Annotated in this window: 15 protein-coding genes; 4 read left to right on the top strand and 11 right to left on the bottom strand. The window is 62.8% G+C overall.

What is annotated here, in order from left to right:
* Nucleotides 1-12: 12 nt before the first annotated feature.
* The 5 genes from Q0K02_RS11150 to Q0K02_RS11130 all read right to left on the bottom strand — a co-directional run bounded on the left by Q0K02_RS11150 (nucleotide 13) and on the right by Q0K02_RS11130 (nucleotide 7486).
* A complete protein-coding gene (locus Q0K02_RS11150) occupies nucleotides 13-1545 on the bottom strand; it encodes a hypothetical protein (protein WP_294488813.1) in 1533 nt (510 codons plus the stop codon).
* 1026 nt (nucleotides 1546-2571) lie between these two features.
* Nucleotides 2572-3363, bottom strand: a complete 792-nt coding sequence (locus Q0K02_RS11145; RefSeq protein ID WP_294488810.1) for a helix-turn-helix domain-containing protein — start codon at nucleotides 3361-3363, stop codon at nucleotides 2572-2574.
* A gap of 170 nt (nucleotides 3364-3533) precedes the next feature.
* Nucleotides 3534-4940, bottom strand: coding sequence for an alanine/glycine:cation symporter family protein (locus Q0K02_RS11140; protein ID WP_294488807.1), 1407 nt, complete (start codon nucleotides 4938-4940; stop codon nucleotides 3534-3536).
* 149 nt (nucleotides 4941-5089) lie between these two features.
* Nucleotides 5090-5503: an EamA family transporter gene (locus Q0K02_RS11135; protein WP_294488804.1), complete on the bottom strand. Its 414-nt coding sequence runs from the start codon at nucleotides 5501-5503 to the stop codon at nucleotides 5090-5092.
* 87 nt (nucleotides 5504-5590) lie between these two features.
* Nucleotides 5591-7486 carry an LTA synthase family protein gene (locus Q0K02_RS11130; protein ID WP_294488802.1) on the bottom strand — a complete coding sequence of 632 codons (1896 nt, stop codon included), beginning with the start codon at nucleotides 7484-7486 and terminating at the stop codon, nucleotides 5591-5593.
* A gap of 411 nt (nucleotides 7487-7897) precedes the next feature.
* Here Q0K02_RS11130 and Q0K02_RS11125 point away from each other — a divergent pair, with 411 nt between their 5' ends.
* From Q0K02_RS11125 to Q0K02_RS11110, 4 genes are all read left to right on the top strand, one after another.
* Complete coding sequence (locus Q0K02_RS11125) at nucleotides 7898-8590, top strand: response regulator transcription factor (RefSeq protein ID WP_294488799.1); 693 nt, start codon at nucleotides 7898-7900, stop codon at nucleotides 8588-8590.
* The gene (locus tag Q0K02_RS11120; RefSeq protein WP_294488797.1) at nucleotides 8587-9663 is read left to right on the top strand and encodes an ATP-binding protein; all 1077 of its coding nucleotides are present in this window, start codon (nucleotides 8587-8589) and stop codon (nucleotides 9661-9663) included. Before Q0K02_RS11125 ends, Q0K02_RS11120 begins: the two co-directional genes overlap by 4 nt.
* Nucleotides 9660-10376 (top strand): phosphatase PAP2 family protein, encoded by a 717-nt coding sequence (locus Q0K02_RS11115; protein ID WP_294488794.1) that lies wholly within the window; start codon nucleotides 9660-9662, stop codon nucleotides 10374-10376. The genes Q0K02_RS11120 and Q0K02_RS11115 overlap by 4 nt, the downstream gene beginning before the upstream one ends.
* 79 nt (nucleotides 10377-10455) lie before the next feature.
* Entirely contained in the window at nucleotides 10456-11202 is a 747-nt protein-coding gene (locus Q0K02_RS11110) for a flavodoxin domain-containing protein (protein ID WP_294488791.1), read from the top strand.
* A gap of 287 nt (nucleotides 11203-11489) precedes the next feature.
* Here the strand turns inward: Q0K02_RS11110 and Q0K02_RS11105 are convergent, their stop codons facing one another.
* From Q0K02_RS11105 to Q0K02_RS11080, 6 genes are all read right to left on the bottom strand, one after another.
* Complete coding sequence (locus tag Q0K02_RS11105) at nucleotides 11490-13019, bottom strand: hypothetical protein (protein WP_294488787.1); 1530 nt, start codon at nucleotides 13017-13019, stop codon at nucleotides 11490-11492.
* A 22-nt stretch (nucleotides 13020-13041) separates the two neighbouring features.
* Complete coding sequence (locus Q0K02_RS11100) at nucleotides 13042-13686, bottom strand: lipid-A-disaccharide synthase N-terminal domain-containing protein (protein ID WP_294488784.1); 645 nt, start codon at nucleotides 13684-13686, stop codon at nucleotides 13042-13044.
* 69 nt (nucleotides 13687-13755) lie between these two features.
* A complete protein-coding gene (locus tag Q0K02_RS11095; protein ID WP_294488781.1) occupies nucleotides 13756-14505 on the bottom strand; it encodes a glycosyltransferase in 750 nt (249 codons plus the stop codon).
* A 106-nt stretch (nucleotides 14506-14611) separates the two neighbouring features.
* On the bottom strand, nucleotides 14612-15631 hold the full coding sequence (locus Q0K02_RS11090; protein WP_294488778.1) for an NAD-dependent epimerase: 1020 nt from the start codon (nucleotides 15629-15631) through the stop codon (nucleotides 14612-14614).
* 88 nt (nucleotides 15632-15719) lie between these two features.
* Nucleotides 15720-17030 (bottom strand): UDP-glucose/GDP-mannose dehydrogenase family protein, encoded by a 1311-nt coding sequence (locus Q0K02_RS11085; RefSeq protein WP_294488776.1) that lies wholly within the window; start codon nucleotides 17028-17030, stop codon nucleotides 15720-15722.
* Between the two features lie 491 nt (nucleotides 17031-17521).
* On the bottom strand, nucleotides 17522-18286 hold a 765-nt coding region (locus Q0K02_RS11080; RefSeq protein ID WP_294488774.1), incomplete at its 5' end, for an NAD(P)/FAD-dependent oxidoreductase.

The raw sequence follows: 18286 nt of genomic DNA, 5'->3' as shown, positions 1-18286 counted from the left end.
GCGGAAGGCAGGTTATCCGAAGATGAGCATGGCGAGCGGGATGCCCACCACGATGATGACGCCGGCGATGAGCAGGGAGGCGGTCACGCTGTAGGTGACGATTTCCTTCGGGGAGAGCCACTGCGTGTTGCCGAAGAGCATGGCGGCGAACGGCGAGGCTGCGGGGGTGCAGGCGGCGATGAGCACGGCGTAGATGAAGCAGGCCATGAGGGGACCGGCGTTCATGCCGAAGGCGTTGCACATGGCGAGCAGCACGGGGGTGAGCACGAGGCCGAGCACCACGGAGTTGCAGAAGTTGGTGCAGGTGATGCCGAGCAGAATGACGGCGATGCACAGGGCCACGTAGCCGAAGCCGGAGAGGGCGCCGCGCAGGACGTATTCCATGAAGATGGTCACGTTGGTGCCCTTGCCGGTCATGGCGTCGCCGAGGAGCATGGCCACGGCGATGAGCAGGAAGATGCGCCAGGGATAGACGGTTGCGGTGTCGCTCACGTCGGCGATGGGCTTGCCGCGCAGGTGGACGAAGCCCACGATGAACAGGGCGACGAGGGGGGCAAGCATGGAGTTTTTGGCGAGGAAGGCGCCGACGACGTTGTCCTTGCCGATGATGCCGGGCAGGAGAATCCAGAAGGCGAAGAGGGCGAAGGCGACGAGCACGCCGATCTGATAGCCGGTCATGGGCGGCAGGGGTTCCTTGCGCAGCACTTCGGGATCAAGCTTGAGCAGGGGGGAGACGTCCACGCGGAAGATGAAGCGCATGGCGAAGATGAGGCCGGCGATGGAGATGAGGGAAACAACGAGGGCGAAGCAGAAGTAGGAGGCGGCGGGCAGATCCGGAACGTTCAGGCCGGGATTGTTGGCGGCCATGCTCCAGATGTTGCCGAGCAGCAGGAAGGCGCCGGTCTTGAAGGGATCGGAGGCGAAGGAGAGCAGCGACATGATGATGATGTACACCAGCATGATGGCAACGTACTTGTCGCCGCGCTTGAAGCCCACCTGATTGAAGATGGTGTACATGACGGGCCAGATGAGGAAGCAGATGGAAGTCTGTTCAAAGAAGGCCAGGAAGTAGGTGGCGAGCAGGATGACGCCGGTGAAGGTCCAGGGGCGTCCTATGATGAAGTCGCGGCGGAGAATCCACTGGGCGAGCCAGGCGGAAACGTTGCTCTTGATGAGGGCGGTGGCAAAGCAGAGGGTGAAGAAGATCATGACCACCATGGGATTGCCGAGGAAGGAATTGAGCACCTTGGGAGCGGGGGTGAATCCGCTGAAGGCGAGCATGAGCACACCGAGGAAGCAGGGCCAGAGCGTATCGACGAAGGTCCAGAGATAGACGACGCCGAGGAAGATCATGGCGTTCACCATGCCCATGCGGGTGATGGTGATGACGGCGTTGCCGTCCACCACGGGGAAACCTGCGGCAACGAGGGCGTCGTTGACGGGAACGGTCATGGAAGGGCAGGGCAGCACGTAGCCGAGGAACATGATGCCGATGCCGATGACGGTGTTGATGATGGTGGAAAGAGGAAGTTTCTTTGACGACATGCTTACCTCCAAAGACGGAGAAGGAAAGAGTGGCCCTTTCGTGAGGAAAAACACGGTGTTCGAGAAAACAGGGAGATTCCCGCACCGCTACTTCTGCGGATGTTGCTTAACATAGGGGCATGGCGGATAAAATAAACTAGTCTAAACTAGCTTTTTGAATATTTTTTCTTTTTCTTCTCAATGTCGGCGCGCGTCCGTGGGGAAAACGGGGCGTTCAAAATCGGAATATTGCATGATTAAATATGTAATTTCAAAGTGTTGAGTTGACTGCTGCAAAAAGGAAAAAGGCGCGGAAACGCGCTTTTTTCGTCGGAAAGACGGCGAAATTCCGGCAGTGTTTTTGAGAAAATCCGGCGAAAATGTGCAGTTTGGAAGCGTTCGACGGGGGCGCAGACAGTGTGTGCCGGGGAGAAAGAAACAGGTTTGTGAAAATACAGGCAATAGCGGCCGCAAAAGGGGGAAGAGGTGCGAAACGTCAGTGATTTTGGGGCGCTCCGGGGCGTGGAGACGCCGGGAAACGGGCGCAGGGAGCCTCCGGGAGCGGAGTCTGAGAGGCGTGATGCGGCCAGCTCTGCCGGAAGCGTGAAGGAAAGAGCGAAAAGGAGAGGGGAACGAGGTGCGGGGGCGCTTGGGGGAGTCGCGGGAGCGCGGAACACAGGGGCGCGAAGAAGGGGGGGGCGAAGCGCGGGTAAAACGCCGCGCCGAAGCGCGAAGCCGGGGAGATGAAGCGCAGGAAGGCGAAGGGCGAGGGAACGAGGTGCGGGAGCAGGAAGCGCAGGGGGAACGCCGCCCGGGAAGCACGGGGAACCGTAAGGCGCGGCGATTCCGGCATGGCCCGGGCGCGAGAGCGCGGGCGACATGCGCGGGCAGCCCGGCCGCAAGGGTGACAAGAGCCCCGGCGTGCGGGACGTTCCACGGCAGAACCAACGACGGCCCTCAAGGAAAAGTTCCCGGGCGTGCGGAAAGTTCAGCGGGCGCGGAATGCACGCGGCGGCCCGGCGCAAAGGCAGGAAGCGCTCCGGGCGCTCAGCGGCGCGCGACGTCCTGTCCCGGCAAGGCCTCGGTGCGGTAGGAAAGCTGACTGACCTGCGAGGAGAGCTTGACGAGCTCCTGCGGATTCTTCACGAACGTCGTGCCGTGTTCCTTGCCGAGAATGCCCGCCTTGCGCAGGGAGTGGAAGATTTTCGTCACGGTCATCACGTGCATGGAGAGGTGTCCGGCAATTTCCGTGTGGGTGAGGTAGCGGGGCAGGGCGTGGGGCGGATCCTTTTCCATGGACACGGAGAGCATGCGGCAGACCCGCACGATGGCGGGCAGGGTGCAGTTGTTCACCGACTGCACGATGATCTTCATGAGATTGCCGGCAAGACCGCGGATGAGCAGTGTGTGCAGGGGCTCTTCATGCATGTGCTGCATGAACTCGCGGTTTTCGGTGCAGACGAGGCGGCAGGACGTCTTGGCGCACATGGCGAGCGATTCGTTGTAGAGCAGGAAGTCGAAGGCGTCGTGGGGAATGCCGTAGGCGTGATTGACGGAGGGAATGAAGCTGAGCAGATCGCCGGGGCGGAAGTAGATGAGGGAATGATGTCCGCCCGTGGCCGAAAGCGCGGTGAGCGTGACCGTGCCCTCAAGCAGAAAGTACACCTTGTTCACCGGGAGCTTGGCGCCGCGGGAAACGGCGATTTCCCGACTGAATCTGAGCAGATGTCTCCGGCAGGTTTCCAGATCGGGGAGGCCTGTCGCGTCGTTGGCGTCGAAGGATGAGCCGAAGGGGCTGGACGCCGCGCGGGTGAAATTCGTCAGGGAGTCGCTCTTCATGGCACCGTGCCCTCTGCGCGTGCGGCGCATGGGTCTTTGGACAATGAATGATGCGGAAAAAATATTTCAAGGCCGGGGCCGTTGTCAATCCGTTTCCGGGGAGGGGGTGCGCGGAAAAAAAACAGGCGACCCGCGGGTCGCCTGCCGAAAAGGAAAAAGGAAGGGGTCGGCTAGTCGTTGTTCCAGGCTTCGATGCCGCGGCGGTCGATGAGCTTTTCGGGATGGAACACGGGGTCGGCCACGCCGGCCTTCTTCTGATCCTGATAGTCCTTGAGCGCGAGGAAGGCGTTGCGGCCGAGCAGGGCGATGGCCACAAGGTTCACGATGGCCATGAGGGCCATGAAGAGGTCGGCGAGGTTCCACACGAAGGGCAGTTCGGCCACGGAGCCGAAGGCCACCATGGCCACCACGAGAATGCGGAACGCCAGCAGATAGACGGGCTTCGTGCTGAAGAACTGAATGTTGCTTTCGCCGTAGTAGTAGTTGCCCGCAATGGAGCTGAAGGCGAACATGAACACCATGACGGAGAGCAGAACGCCGGCAAATCCGCCCAGATGCTGGGCAAGGGCGAGCTGCACGAGTTCGATGCCGGTTTTGCCCGAGTCGGCGTAGCCGTCGAAGAGCAGCACGATGCAGGCCGAGGCCGTACACACGAGCAGGGTGTCCACGAACACGCCGAGGGCCTGCACGAGTCCCTGCTTGACGGGATGGGAGACAAAGGCCGTGGCCGCGGCGTTGGGCACGGAGCCCATGCCGGCTTCGTTGGAGAAGAGGCCGCGCTTTGCGCCGGTGAGAATGGCCGCGCCTATGCCGCCCACGGCGGCGTCCGGGGAGAAGGCCTGCGAAATGATGGAGGCGAACATGGCCGGAATGTGGGTGATGTTCAAGACGACGATGACGAGCGCAAGCAGCAGATAGAGGGAGGCCATGATGGGTACGAGCCAGCTGCTGAGATGGGCGATGCGCTGGAGTCCGCCGAAGATGACGACGGCCGCGAGCACGGTGAGAAAGAGACCGACCAAGGCTCTGTCCACGCCGAAGGTGGTGTTCAGGGAAATGGCGATGGTGTTGGACTGCACGGAGTTGAAGCAGAGTCCGAAGGTCACGGAAATGAGCACGGCGAAGAGGGCCGCGGCCTTGCGGCTGCCGAGGCAGTTGCGGATATAGTAGGCCGGGCCGCCGCGGAAGCCGAAGGTTTTCGGATCGCGCACCTTGTAGATCTGGGCGAGGGTGCTTTCGGTAAAGCCGGAGGCCGCGCCGATGACGGCGATGACCCACATCCAGAAGATGGCGCCCGGCCCGCCGGTCATGATGGCGATGGCGATGCCGGCGATGTTGCCCACGCCCACGCGCGAGGCCGTGCTGATGCAGAAGGCCTGAAAGGAGCTGATGTGGGCGTGGCCGCCGTCATGACTTGTGCCTTCCTTGAGCAGGCGGATCATTTCCCGGAACAGGCGCAGCTGCACGAAGCCGGTGCGCAGGGAGAACCAGAGCCCCAGGGCTATGAGCATGACGACAAGAACGTAGGACCACAGAATATCGTTGGCAAAGGCGACTATGTTTTCAAGAAACTCCATGCGCAGGCCTCTTTTTAAGGTTTGTGATGAAGATAATCCCTCCGATACTTTACGACGAGCGGAAAAAAGTCAACCTTCCCTTGCCGACCGGGGCTTCTGCGCCGCAGCCGCGCCCCTTTTCAAGGGCGGTGTTTCGGCGTTTTCACCGGCTAGAAGGCCATGACGAGCGTGCCTGCGGCAATGAGCGCGCCGCCCACGGCAACCTTCAGGGTAAGCTGTTCGTGCAGAAAGATCACGGCCATGATGATCGTGAAAATGATGCTGGTCTTGTCGATGGGAGCCACCTTGGAGACGTCGCCTATCTGCAGGGCCTTGAAGTAGCAGAGCCATGAAGCGCCGGTGGCAAGGCCGGAGAGCACGAGAAACACCCATGTCTTCGTGCTGATTTCGGCAAGGCTCACTTTGGCCCCGGTGAGATAGACCATGCCCATGGCCATGAAGAACACCACCAGCGTGCGGATGGCGGTGCCGAGATTGGAATCCACGCCCTCGATGCCCACCTTGGCCAGAATGGACGTGAGAGCCGCGAACACGGCGGAGAGAAGCGCAAGAATGAGCCACATGTTTCGAGAAGTCCTTTGCATGATGATGAAACCATAAAAAAGGGGCCGGAGTTCCGGCCCGCAGATGGGTATTGATGCCGCGGCGCGTCAGCGCAGCACGGCCTCTTCCTTCAGCCTACCGCTGGTGAACAGATCGTGGGCGGTCTGATAGTCGGCCACGGCTGCGGCCACGAGGTCGTCGGCCCTGTCGCCTTCGATGGGAGCCCCCGGTTCGGCGGCAAACGTCCAGGCGTCGGCGGCGGGTTTTTGCAGAGGTTCCAGGGCGACCAGGGAATCCGGGGTGAGTCTGCCGAGCGCCTGATAGGTGCTTATCCAGGCCCGGCCGTTTTCCGGCTTCGTGCGGAGCACGCTGCGACCGAAGAATCCCGAGCGGTACGACCAGCCCAGAATGTCGAACAGCGTAGGTGCTATATCGGCCTGACTGCACAGCGTGTCAATAGCTGCGGGAGCGATGCGGCCGGGGCAGTAGAAGAGCGCCGGAATGTGATAGCGGTCGGGGGGCAGATCGGTGTGCCCGGCGGCGCTGGAGGTGTGGTCGCCGGAAATGATGAACACGGTGTTGCGGAACCACGGCCGCATCGACGCCTGACGGAAGAATTCGCCGATGGCGTAGTCGGTGTAGGCCACCGCGCCCTTGCGTCCGGAGCCGGAAGGAATGCTCACCTTGCCGTCGGGATAGGTGAAGGGGCGATGATTGGAGGTGGTGAGCACGAACTGATAGAACGGACGATGCTGCCGGAAGCTTTCGTCGGCGTCGCGCAGGGCGGCGCGGAAGAGGTCTTCGTCGCACACGCCCCAGGCGTTGGTGAAGGTGATTTCTTCGCCGGGAATGTCGGAACGGTCCACGATGCGGAATCCGTTGCCGGAGAAGAAGGCGTTCATGTTGTCGAAGTAGCCGAAGCCGCCGTACACGAAGGCGGTGTCGTAGCCCTTTTCGCGGAACACGGTGCCCACGGAAAAGAGTTCGTCGCAGTTCGGGCGGCGCACGATGGAGGAGCCGGGCGTGGGCGGAAGCGACAGGGTGAGCGCCTCGATGCCCCGTACGGTGCGGGTTCCCGTGGCCATGAGCCGGGTGAACCGCAGACTCTGTTCGGCGATGGCGTTGAGGTGGGGGGTGTTTTCGCCGAGCAGGTTGCTGCCCAGGCTCTCCACGACTATCTGAACGACGTTGGGCTTCCATTCGGGGCGCTGCGCGGCAACGTCCCGCCGCCAGTCGCTGCCGTCGGAAACAAGGCGCGTGCCGTCTTCCGCAAGTTCCTTGCGAAGAGCGGCAAAGGCGCGCTCCTTGTCGATGACGGGGTAGAAGGCGCGGTAGTCGAGGGAATTGTTGCGGTAGGCGGAAAAGAGCGACCACACGCCGTTCGCGGAGAGTTCCTTTTCCACCCTGTCCTGCGAGGCGAGGGGCGAGTAGAGGAACGCGGCGCAGGTCATGACGAAGCAGACGGCGAAAAGTTTGGGCGAGCGCGGCGCGGGCGTGGCGACACGGCGCCAGAACGGCAGCAGAAGCAGCGCGGAAACGATGGCGGCCGAGGCGGCAATGGCGGCGAGCAGCGGAATGAGCGGATAGGATTCCGCAATGTTCTTCACCACTTCCGTGGTGTACACGAGGTAGTCCACGGCAATGAAGTTGAAGCGGCTGGAAAATTCGTCCCAGAACAGGGTTTCGGCCATGGCTCCGAAGAGGAAGGCGCAGGCGTACAGCCAGAACACGACGGAGGCGACGAGGCGTCCGGCGCGACCGCCCCAGAGGCGCTTCTTCAGCAGCAGGACGATCATGAGCGGCAGGGCGAGCAGAAAATAGGGGAACAGATCGTTGACGGCTCCCCGGAAATAGATGGCCGCCGCCGTGGACCAGTCGAAGGAACTTTGCAGCGTGCGGTGCGCCATGACGAGCAGCACGGTTCTGACCACGGCGTTGACGGCGAGCCAGAGCAGAAGCAGCAGGCCGAGAAAGCAGCCTCGGGCGTTTCTGGAACGGATCATGGAAGACTCTCCTTCGGATAAGCAGTGGTCCGACTATAAAGTCAAACGGCGTCGAGTACAGCCGATCCGGTGTAACAAAGCGTAACGTTGCGTAAAAATTTTCGGCGGCGTCAATAAATTATACGCAATGCGCGCGCTTGAGGCATGCATATATTGTAAATTAGTCGTGAATTTCTGGAAATGTAACGGAGTGTAACAGAAAGAAGGATGGTTTTTCGCAGACGGTGATAAAATTTTTACGTTTATTTTTTCCGGCAGTGTAACGAAGCGTAACAGAACGGATTCCCTCGTTGCCGTTGTGCCGCATGGGATGGTACAGAAAAGACTGAGGAACGGAAGGCGCGGCCGTCCGTTTTTCGGTCGGTCCGGACCGGCGTCCGGAGGGCCGTTTCATGCAGGTTGGGGGAAATCATGATTCAACTGCTCATTATTGATGACGACAAGGAACTCTGTCATCTGCTCGAAGATTATTTTCAGCCGGAAGACATTGCCTGCCGCTTCGCCTACGACGGCAGGGCTGGCCTCTCTTCCATGCGGGAGTCCAGGCCCGATCTGGTCATTCTCGACGTCATGCTTCCGGAGCGCAACGGCTTCGAGGTGCTGCGCGCCATGCGCAGGGATCCGAAGCTGGTGAAGCTGCCGGTCATCATGCTCACGGCCCGCGGCGACGCCGGCGACATGGTGCGGGGGCTGGATCTCGGCGCGGACGATTATCTGCCCAAGCCCTTCAATCCGCGCGAGCTTCTTTCCCGCATCCGCGCGGTGCTGCGCCGCTCCCGGCCTGAGCCCGGCGAAGGCGGCGGCGATCTGCGCCTCGACGACGGAGCCATGAAGGCCTGGAAGGGAGACGAAGAGGTGTCGCTGAGCGGTCAGGAATACCGCGTGCTGCGGGCGCTGCTCGCCTCGCCCGGCAAGGTGGTTTCGCGCGACGAGCTGAGCCGTTCGGTGTTCGGGCGCGACGCCATGCCCATGGAGCGCGGCCTCGACATGCAGATAAGCCGCGTGCGCCGCAAGCTCGGGCCGTATTCCGACGGATCGGAGCGCATACGCAGCATTCGCGGCGCAGGCTACATGTACGTTATTCACAAGGAAGACAGAACATGAACATTCGTCGCGGCCGACTTGCCGATTTCTGGACCTCGCAGCCTCTGTTCCGCAAAATTTATGTGTACGGCATACTGTTCATAGGTTCGTTCGCCATGCTCGGCGAGTTCGGCGAGTATCTGGCCGGCGACATGCTTCAGAGCGACGGGCAGGATTTTTCCTCCACGCAGGAAGTGATTCTCTGGGTGGTGTTCACGTTCATCGTGGCGGCGCTCGAAGCCTATGTGCTCATCAGTTTTCTCAAGCGCGTCATCGGGCATTTCACGTCGGTGATTCACCGGCTGGCGGCCGGCGATCAGTCGGCGCGCATCGGGCCGGAAATGGCGTCGAGAAACGACGAGCTCGGCCTGCTCGCCCGGGCGTTCAACACCATGGCCGAGCAGCGCGCGCAGGAAAGCGCCCGGGAAAAGGAACTGCTCGCCGCGGTGTCGCACGAGCTGCGTTCGCCGCTGACGCGCCTTTCGGTTTCCGTGGAGCTTCTGCGGCGCGAGAACGTGCCTTCGGAGTTTCTGGACAGGCTCAGTCTGGAGACGGAACGCATGGAGGCGCTCATCGGCAGCATTCTGGAATACTCCCGCATGGAGGCGGGCGTGCAGAGCTTCGGGAAGCTGGACATGGCGGCGCTCGTGCGCGACGTGGCGGACGACGTGCGCTTTGAAGGCAGCGTGCGCGGCTGCGAGGTGGAGGAGCATCTGCCAGAGAGCCTGTATTTGTACGGCAACGGCGAGATGCTGCGTCACGCCGTGGAAAACGTGCTGCGCAACGCGCTGCGCTACACGCCGGACGACGGGCGGATCGTCGTTTCCCTGAGCGCGGAGCACGGCGTCTGCCGTCTTTGCGTGGCGGACAGGGGGCCGGGCGTGCCGGAAAGCGCGCTGGATCAGATATTTCGTCCGTTCTTCCGCGTGGACGCCTCGCGTCAGCGGGCGAGCGGGGGCGCGGGCATGGGGCTTTCCATTTCCGAGAGCGCGGTGCGCGCGCATCATGGCCGCATATGGGCGGAAAACAGAAGCGGGGGCGGCCTGACCGTCACCATGGAACTGCCGCTTGAGCGGCCGCAGGAAACGGTATGACACGCAGACAGGCGCTGTGGCAGAGCGCGGCGTGTCTCACGCTGCTTGCGGCAACGGTGCTCCTGGAAAGCCGCACTGACCTCGACATGACGATTCAGCGCCTCTGGTACGACGCGGCACACGGCTCGTGGCTCATCGACGCCGAAACGCACCGGGCGTGGCGATGGCTGTTTTACGACGGCATGAAGCGGACGGTGGCGCTGATCGGCGTGTGTTCCACGGCGCTTTTCTGCGCGGGCTTTGTCTGCGGCCGCCGGGCGTGGATGCGCGTCGGCCTGCTGATGGCGCTCTCGTGCGCGGCCACGCCGCTGCTCGTGTCCGCGCTCAAGGCCGTGACAGGCATGTACTGCCCGCGGCAGCTTGAGGAATTCGGCGGGCATGCGGTGTATCGTCGCCTGTCGTCGATGTTTTCCGGCCCTTCCGGCGGCAGGTGCTTTCCCGGCGGGCACGCATCCGGGGGCTTTGCCCTCACGATGGCGTTTTTCTGCTGCTCCGGCCGCAGCGCTCGGGCGGCGGCGCTGGCGCTGACATTGGGAATCGGCTGGACCATGGGGCTTTATCAGATGCTGCGCGGGGAGCATTTTCTCTCCCACACCGTCGTGAGCATGCTGCTGGCCTGGCAGATGAACATTCTGCTGGTGCTGTTTGTGGACGGGGCGCTTTTGCCGGCGCTGGCGCGGCGGGCGGCAGGGCGAAGACGCGGGAGCTCTTGAAAGAGCGGGCGCGGTCGGCTAGCCTGAGAAAAGCGCCGTCGTTCTTTGCCCGGCGTTTTTTGCAACATCAGGAGCTGTCATGAAAAAGGTGACCCTTGTTTATTTTTCTCCCACCGGCAATACCAGAAAGAGTGTTGAAGCCATGGCCGCGGCGCTCGGCGGCGCGGCGGAGGTGGTGGACGTGACCACGCAGCCTGCGCCGACGCATCGCTTCGGCCGCGACGAGGTGGTGATCATGGGCGCGCCCGTGTACGCGGGGCGCATTCCCGCGGTGGCGCGGGAGCGGCTGGCGGGGCTGAGCGCCGACGGCGCAACCTGCCTTGTGGTGGTGACCTACGGCAACAGGCACTACGACGACGCGCTGCTTGAGCTGGCGGATCTGGCCGCGGCGCAGGGCTTTGCCGTAGTCGGCGCTGCCGCGCTGGTCGGACGCCACACCTACGGCGAGATTCAGACGGATCGGCCCGACGCGGCCGATCTTGCCGCAGACGCGGCGTTTGCCGTGCGCGCTCTCTCGCGCGGCGAAAACGCCCCGGCTCCGGCCATTCCCGGAAACCGGCCCTACCGTGAAGGCGGCAGCGGCGGCAAGTTCCGTCCGCTCACGTCCGACGCGTGCGTGCGCTGCGGGTTGTGCGTGAAGGAATGCCCGGTTCACGCCATTGCCGACGACTGCGTCACCATTGCCGATACCTGCCTTGCGTGCTTCCGCTGCATCCGCCGCTGCCCGAAGGGCGCAAAGAACATGGATACCGAGGCCTACCGTTCCTTTGCCGCGGCCTTTACGGAAAAGCTGAAGAACCGTCGGGAAAACGAATACTACTGCTAACGCCGCTTTTTGAAGCGCTTCGGCGCGACGCCGATGAAAAAAGCCCCCGAAAAGGGGGCTTTTCTTTTGACTGATGATAAGGGCGGGCGTTGCCGGACGCCGTGTTTCGCGCGCCGTGAGTTGCACGCCCCTCTTTGCGCTGTGCGGGGAGGAGCGAAGCGAGGGGCCGTCGAGGGGCCCGGCATGTTGCGCGGGGCGTGTTTTGCTCGGGGCGTCGAGCAGGGGGAAACCGCCTCACAGCCGCGCCGGTCGTCAGTGACCCGGGGCCGGAGCCGTTTCGGCGCAGGCTACTTCTTGTCCACGATGAAGAGCTGGATGTAGCGGTTGCGGCTGGTCTGCACGAGCAGGCGTTCCTCCACGTTGAGCTCTCCCTGTTCGATGACGGCAGGGGGCGTCGTGTCGGTGTCGAGCAGCAGAAAACGCGATTCCGGCACGTCGCCGAGCGAGGCGATTCTGGTGGTGTCCCGGCCGATTTCCCACTCTTCCGTAGGACTGAAATTGTCGAAGGAGTAGCAGGGCAGGCCGTTCAGGCGCGGCAGCGTGCGCAGCTCTTCCAGCGAGCAGGCGGGGGCGACCTTCTGCACCACGGGGCGCGTCGAGCCCATGCGGAATCCGGCCAGCGCCACGAGCAGCACCATGACGCAGGTCACGGGCACGATGAAGCGCGGGAACTTGAGTCCGGCCGCGCCGAGGAGAAGGCAGAGCAGGGCAAACAGGGAGGCGTAGAGCGCAAAGTCGCGGTGACTCCAGGCGATGAACAGGCAGATGCCCGCAGCCGCGAGCGTGCCGAGGCCGAGGTGAACGGTGATGATGCGCTTTTCCAGAAGGGAGAGGGTGTTTTCTTCGAGGCCCTTCACCCAGTTCCGGAGCACCTGCGCCGTGAGCAGCGCCAGCGGCACCATGGCGGGCATGAGATAGCGTTCCTTCTTTTCGGGCACGAGGGAGAGCAGCAGCAGGGAGAGCAGGAACCAGCAGAGCAGGAATTTGATTTCGTAGCTTCTGCCGTCTTCCTTGTTCAGCCAGCGGCTGCCGAGTCCGGCGAGGCAGGGCAGGGCCCAGGCTCCCGCGAATCCGGGGAAGGACAGATAGAAGAAGAACGAGGCCGTGTGCATGGTGCTCCAGGCGCTCACTTCGCCCTGCGCCACGGTGGCGGCCACGCGGGGCACGGCGAGGTACACGTAGAGATACCAGAGCGAACCGATCAGGCAGCCGCCGAGAAGAATGACGGCCAGGCGCTTCCAGGGCAGCGAGCGCTGGAAGGCGAAAAGCGTGACGAGGAAGGGCAGCAGCATGGTGTAGAGCTGCACGGGCCCCTTGCTGAGCACCGAGGCGGCCATGAGCAGCACGCCGGCGATGAGCCAGCCGCGCTCCTGCCGCACCAGTCCCACAAGCGCGCCGGTCATGAACACCACGGAGTAGATGTCCCAGGAATTGGTGGTGCCGAGCTTGAGCGTGAGCAGCATGGTGGAAACGACGAGCCCCGCGTAGAAGGCGGTTTTGTCGTCCTTGAAGAGGGTGCGGTGCAGATCGAAGCAGAACACGCCGAGCAGCGCGGTCACGAGAATGACGGGCAGATGCAGGGCGAACATGGAGGGATGCGCGTCGAACAGGAAGACGGGCGCGGTGAGCCACACGGGCAGCGGCGGCTTGTTGAGGCGGATTTCGGTGAACAGGTGGGGAATGAGCCAGTCGCCGTCGAGCGCCATGGACTGCGCGGAAATGAGATTGCGCGCCTCCATGATGCCGGTGCCGAACACGTACACGAGCGGCAGCAGAACGAGCAGGGAAAAGACGTAGAGAACGATGCGTTGTTTCATGGGGAGGCCTTTGTCGGGGGCGTCAGGAACGTTTGGAAGAAGAGCGCGCGCTTTTCAGACCGATCATGATGTTTCGCGCGTAGGCCGCGAGTCCGAGGGCCTGACCGAGAATGAGCACGATGTCGAGCCTGAGCACGCCGTAGAGGCAGATGAGCACGGAACCGGTGAGGCTGATGCCCCAGAAGCCCAAGGGCAGCACGGACACGTGATGCCTCGAGGAATACCACCACTGGTACACGAAGCGCAGCGTGAAGAGGGCCTGACTTATGCAGCCGAAGACGAGCAGCGGCAGGGGGATGTCGGGGTTCTTGAACAGCGTCTGCGCGATGTCGGCGCCGCCGAGGGCCAGACTGACCGCGGCGGCGGGCGGAGTGAGGAGCAGCACGAGGCGCAGCGGCAGAACGCACTTTTGCCATATACCGTTGGCCTTGAGGTTCCAGAGATAGATGTAGTAGGAGATGAACTGCCCGAGAATGATGGCGAAATCGTTTCTGAGCCACCCGTAGAGCATGAGCAGGTAGGCCCCGCAGATGCTGAACACCCAGAACAGCGAGGGGGAGATGATTTTTTTCGCCCGTTCGGTTTTTATCCACTGGTGGAGCATGCGCAGGGAAAAGAAGCCCTGAGCGAGCAGGCCCACGCCGGTGACGAGCAGATATTCCTTCATGATGATTCCTTGCGCGGCCCCGGCAGGCGTTGCGGCGGGGCGTTCCGGAACGCGGCGCGTTTCGGCGGTCTATTCGTGCCTGAGGTTGTTGGAAGCGATCTTGTAGGCGATGTGTCTTTTCTGCATCCAGCGCACGACGAGGCAGTCCACGAAGGGCGAGAGCAGCCTGTTCCACAGATTGAACTTGGAAACGCCCGCCACGCGGGGAAAGTGCGACACGTTCACCTGCTTCACCCGGCCGCCTTCAAGCTGAATGAGCGCGGGAAAGAAGCGGTGCATGCCCTTGAAGAAGGGCAGGGAACGGGCCATGTCGGTGCGCATGACCTTGAGGGGGCAGCCGGTGTCGCGTGCGCCGTCCTTGATCATCATGCGGCGGAAGCCGTTGGCGATGCGCGACTGAATCTTCTTGAAGCCGGTGTCTTTGCGGTTGGCGCGCACGCCGGTGACGAGCTCGTAGTCGCCGAGGAAGGGCGTGAGCAGATCGAGTTCCTCGGGCGCGGTCTGAAGATCGGCGTCGATGTAGGCGAGGTAGGGGGAGAGCACCTGATCCATGCCCGCCTTGAGCGCGCTGCTGAGGCCCGTGTTGCAGGCAAGCTCGATGAAGAAGAAGTGTTCGTGTTCGGCGCAGGCGGCGCGGATTTTTTCGCCGCTGCTGTCGGATGAGCCGTCGTTGATGAAGAGCACGCAGGAGGACATTTTTGCGCGGGGCAGGTAGGCGGCGAGGCGCGAGGACAGGGCCTGCATGTTGTCTTCTTCGTTGTAAACGGGAACGAGTATGGTCAGATCGTAGGAGGCGGTCTGGTTCTGCTGGCTGGTCATGATCGTTCTCCCCGGCGCCTTGCGCCGCGTGAGGGGGTGGGAGCGGGGGCTTCGGCCGTAACGGCCGCGCCGCGGGGGGCCGGACGCGCGGAAGGCGTCCGGTCGGCTAATCTTCCCGGATGGGATTGTCGTCGGAGAGGTACCACTCGGCAAAGCGGCGTATGCCTTCGGCAAGGGGCGTGGCGGGCGCAAAGCCGGTGAGCTTCTGCAGCTTCGAGGTGTCGGCCCAGGTCTGATACACGTCGCCCTTCTGCATGGGCATCATGATTTTTTCGGCCTTTCTGCCCAGCGACTCTTCCAGAATGCTGATGAAGTCCATGAGGGCCATGGGATGACCGCAGCCGACGTTGTAGATGTCGGTGGGCACGGGGCCCTCGGGCGCGTGATCGATGAGCCGCACCACGGATTCGATGATGTCGTCGATGTAGGTGAAGTCGCGCGAGAGGTTGCCGTTGTTGAACACCTTGATGGGCTTTCCGGCGAGAATGGCTTTGGCAAAGAGCACGGGAGCCATGTCGGGTCTGCCCCAGGGGCCGTACACGGTGAAGAAGCGCAGGCCCGTGGAGGGAATGCGGTAGAGATGCGCGTACACGTGGGCCATGAGCTCGTCGCAGCGCTTGGTGGCGGCGTAGAGGGACACCGGGGTGTTCACCGGATCTTCTTCGCTGAAGGGCGTTTTTTCGTTGCCGCCGTACACGGAGCTTGAGGAGGCGAAAAGCAGATGCTTCACCGGATGGCGGCGGCAGCACTCCAGCAGATTGACGAAGCCGTACACGTTGCTTTCCACGTAGGAAAAGGGATTTTCCAGGGAGTAGCGCACGCCTGCCTGACCGGCCAGGTTGACGGCGACGTCGAACGCGCCTTCGGCAAAGAGCTTTTCGAGGCCTTCGCGGTCTTCGAGGCGCAGGCGCACGAAGCGAAAGCCCGGATGCGAGGCGCTCTTCGCGCAGACGGCGTAGTCCGTCTCTCCGGTCACGCCGAGCCTGGCCAGACGGGCCGTCTTGAGGCGGGGGGAATAGTAGTCGTTGATTTCGTCTATGCCCGTCACGCTGTGGCCCATGTCGAGCAGCCTTCGGGAGAGAAAGTAGCCGATGAAGCCGGCCGCGCCGGTAACGAGAATGTTCATAAGCAGTCCTTTTTCATGCAAACGGCTCCTCGTTCACGCGGAAGAAGGAGCCGGGAGGCGCGGAGCGCCGCAAAAGCCAGGCGTAAGATCAGCCTATTCTGTAGCCGGTGAATCCGGCGTTCTTGAGGCTCTCTTCCCTGTAGATGTTGCGTCCGTCGAAAATGACCGGGCTCTTCATGGCCGCGCGCAGCTTCTTCCAGTCGGGCAGGCGGAATTCCTTCCATTCGGTGACCACGGCGAGGGCGTCCGCGCCGCTCGCGGCTTCGTACATGCCGGGCGCGAAGAACACGGCGTCGCCGAGCAGGGAGCGGCATTTTTCCATGGCCACGGGGTCGAACACGCGCACGGCGCAGCCGGCCTTGAGAAGCGCGTCGATGAGCACGAGCGAGGGAGCCTCGCGCATGTCGTCGGTGCCGGGCTTGAAGGCGAGCCCCCACACGGCAATGGTGCGGCCCCTGAGCGAATCGCCGAAGTGTCGGGAAATTTTTTCAAACAGCACGGTTTTCTGCCGGGCGTTCACGCGTTCCACGGCCTGAAGCACGTCCATGTCGTAGCCGTAGCGGGCGGCGGTGGCAATGAGAGCCTTCACGTCCTTGGGGAAGCAGGAACCGCCGTAGCCGCAGCCCGCGTACAGAAACTTGGGGCCGATGCGGTGATCCATGCCTATGCCCTTGCGCACCATGTCCACGCTGGCGCCTACGCGCTCGCACAGATTGGCTATGTCGTTCATGAATGATATGCGCGTGGCGAGCATGGCGTTGGCCGTGTATTTGGTGAGCTCGGACGAGGCGCGATCCATGAACAGCATGCGGTCGCCGGTCATCATGAAGGGGCGGTACAGCTCGCTCATGATGGCGCGGGCGCGGTCGCTTTCCACGCCGATGATGACGCGGTCGGGCATCATGAAGTCGTTGACGGCGTGACCTTCCTTGAGAAATTCGGGATTGGAGACCACGTCGAAGTTGAAGGAAACGCCCCGGGCGTCGAGTTCCTCGCGGAGAATGGCCTCCACCCTGGCGCAGGTGCCCACGGGAACCGTGGACTTGACCACCACCACAAGGTCGCCCTTCATGAGCTGACCCACGGAACGGGCGGCGTTGCACACGTAGGTGAGATCGGCGCTGCCGTCTTCGCCTTCGGGTGTGCCCACGGCGATGAAGGCCGCGTCCGCGCCGTCGAGGCATGCTTCCAGCGAGGTGGTGAAATGGAGTCGGCCCGCGGCGGCGTTGCGGGCGAGCAGTTCCGGCAGCGCGGGTTCATAGATGGGGCAGCCGCCGGCGTTGAGCTTGGCGACCTTGGCGGCGTCGGTGTCCATGCACCAGACGTCGAGCCCGACTTCGGAAAAGCATGCGGCCGTCACCAGCCCCACGTAGCCCGAACCTATCACAATGATTTTCATCCGTGGTCCTTTGTCAAAGTTGTGTTTCCCGGAAGGAAACAGACCGGACGGGGAGCCCCGTCGGAAGGAAAGCAGGTGCGGGCGCAACCGTGCCGGGCGCGATGTGCGGGGAAGAAAAGCCCCGCCAAAAAGAGTCCTTCTCCGTCTGCGGACGGAGGGCAAAAGGGCGTGTCGGGCGTCGGTTGCCGCCGGGCATGCGGCCATGTCTTTTGCCGGGAAAAGCGCGGACTGACTGCATGTTTTACACTCTTGCTTAGTCTAAGGGTACGGAATTGTCAATGTTCGTTACAGTCCGTTACAGAGCGGAATCGTTGAAAGGCAAGGCTTCGGCGGAAAAGAGGGAATTGCCGGACGTGCGGAAAAAGCGCGGAAACGAGCTCCGGGGGCAGGGCGTCGGACAAGCGCGCCCAAACGGGGAAGAACACGCGCGGGAAGCGTCGTCGTTCCCGTCTTCGACCGGGAAAAGCGGCGTCTTTTCGCAGCGCAGGCCGCTAGCGGCGCGGGCCGCGTTCTCCCGCAAGCGCGGAGGAGACGAGTGCGCCGCTTGCAAGCGCCCAGTGAATGTTGTAGCCGCCGAGCAGTCCCGTGACGTTCAGCATTTCGCCGCAGAAGTAGAGCCCCGGCACCTTTCGGCTTTCAAGGCGTCGAGTGAGTCCGGAGAGCTGCACGCCTCCCGCCGCGGCTTCGGCCTTTTTCAGGCCTTCCGTGCCCGAGGGGCGGCAGCGGAAGCGATGCACGGCGTCGGCAAGGCGCTGTCTGTCCTTTTTGCCGAGCTCCGCGCATTTTCTGCGGGCCAGATCTTCCGGGCAGAGCGCGTCGGCAAGGCGGGCGGGCATGTAGCGCGAGAGCAGATTGCGCACAAGAAGTCTGCCGTGCTCCTTTTCGTTGAGAAGTTCGAGCACGGGCAGTTCCGGCAGAAAGTCGAGCACCAGTTCGTCGCCGCTCTGCCACCAGCAGGAAGCCACCAGCACGGCCGGGCCGCTCACGCCGCGATGCGTGAACAGCAAGGAGCGTATGCCCGCGGGATCGGGCCGGATGTCCTGACCGTTTTTGCGCAGCCCCGCGCGCACGTTGAGGCTGATGCCTTCCAGACCGGAGAGCGGCCAGTCGCCGGGCATGACGAGCGGTACGAGCACGGGCCGGAACGGTTCGACGTCGTGTCCCCACGAGGCCGCAAGCCTTGTCAGGGAATCGCTGGATCCCGCGGCGGGAAAGGCCGGAGAGCCTCCGGCCAGCACGAGACGCCTTGCGCTTAC

Origin of the sequence: uncultured Mailhella sp. (assembly GCF_944324995.1) — a bacterium.
Lineage (GTDB): Bacteria > Desulfobacterota > Desulfovibrionia > Desulfovibrionales > Desulfovibrionaceae > Mailhella.
Note: the sequence above shows the minus strand (reverse complement) of the source record. Positions and strands in the feature narration are given on the sequence as shown.

What these genes read in the sequence shown, in the direction of transcription:
- Q0K02_RS11105 (WP_294488787.1), bottom strand. Translation starts at nt 13,019, where the DNA reads ATGAAACAACGCATCGTTCTCTACGTCTTTTCCCTGCTCGTTCTGCTG.
- Q0K02_RS11095 (WP_294488781.1), bottom strand. Translation starts at nt 14,505, where the DNA reads ATGACCAGCCAGCAGAACCAGACCGCCTCCTACGATCTGACCATACTC.
- Q0K02_RS11120 (WP_294488797.1), top strand. Translation starts at nt 8,587, where the DNA reads ATGAACATTCGTCGCGGCCGACTTGCCGATTTCTGGACCTCGCAGCCT.
- Q0K02_RS11140 (WP_294488807.1), bottom strand. Translation starts at nt 4,940, where the DNA reads ATGGAGTTTCTTGAAAACATAGTCGCCTTTGCCAACGATATTCTGTGG.
- Q0K02_RS11145 (WP_294488810.1), bottom strand. Translation starts at nt 3,363, where the DNA reads ATGAAGAGCGACTCCCTGACGAATTTCACCCGCGCGGCGTCCAGCCCC.
- Q0K02_RS11100 (WP_294488784.1), bottom strand. Translation starts at nt 13,686, where the DNA reads ATGAAGGAATATCTGCTCGTCACCGGCGTGGGCCTGCTCGCTCAGGGC.
- Q0K02_RS11115 (WP_294488794.1), top strand. Translation starts at nt 9,660, where the DNA reads ATGACACGCAGACAGGCGCTGTGGCAGAGCGCGGCGTGTCTCACGCTG.
- Q0K02_RS11110 (WP_294488791.1), top strand. Translation starts at nt 10,456, where the DNA reads ATGAAAAAGGTGACCCTTGTTTATTTTTCTCCCACCGGCAATACCAGA.
- Q0K02_RS11130 (WP_294488802.1), bottom strand. Translation starts at nt 7,486, where the DNA reads ATGATCCGTTCCAGAAACGCCCGAGGCTGCTTTCTCGGCCTGCTGCTT.
- Q0K02_RS11085 (WP_294488776.1), bottom strand. Translation starts at nt 17,030, where the DNA reads ATGAAAATCATTGTGATAGGTTCGGGCTACGTGGGGCTGGTGACGGCC.
- Q0K02_RS11090 (WP_294488778.1), bottom strand. Translation starts at nt 15,631, where the DNA reads ATGAACATTCTCGTTACCGGCGCGGCCGGCTTCATCGGCTACTTTCTC.
- Q0K02_RS11135 (WP_294488804.1), bottom strand. Translation starts at nt 5,503, where the DNA reads ATGTGGCTCATTCTTGCGCTTCTCTCCGCCGTGTTCGCGGCTCTCACG.
- Q0K02_RS11125 (WP_294488799.1), top strand. Translation starts at nt 7,898, where the DNA reads ATGATTCAACTGCTCATTATTGATGACGACAAGGAACTCTGTCATCTG.
- Q0K02_RS11150 (WP_294488813.1), bottom strand. Translation starts at nt 1,545, where the DNA reads ATGTCGTCAAAGAAACTTCCTCTTTCCACCATCATCAACACCGTCATC.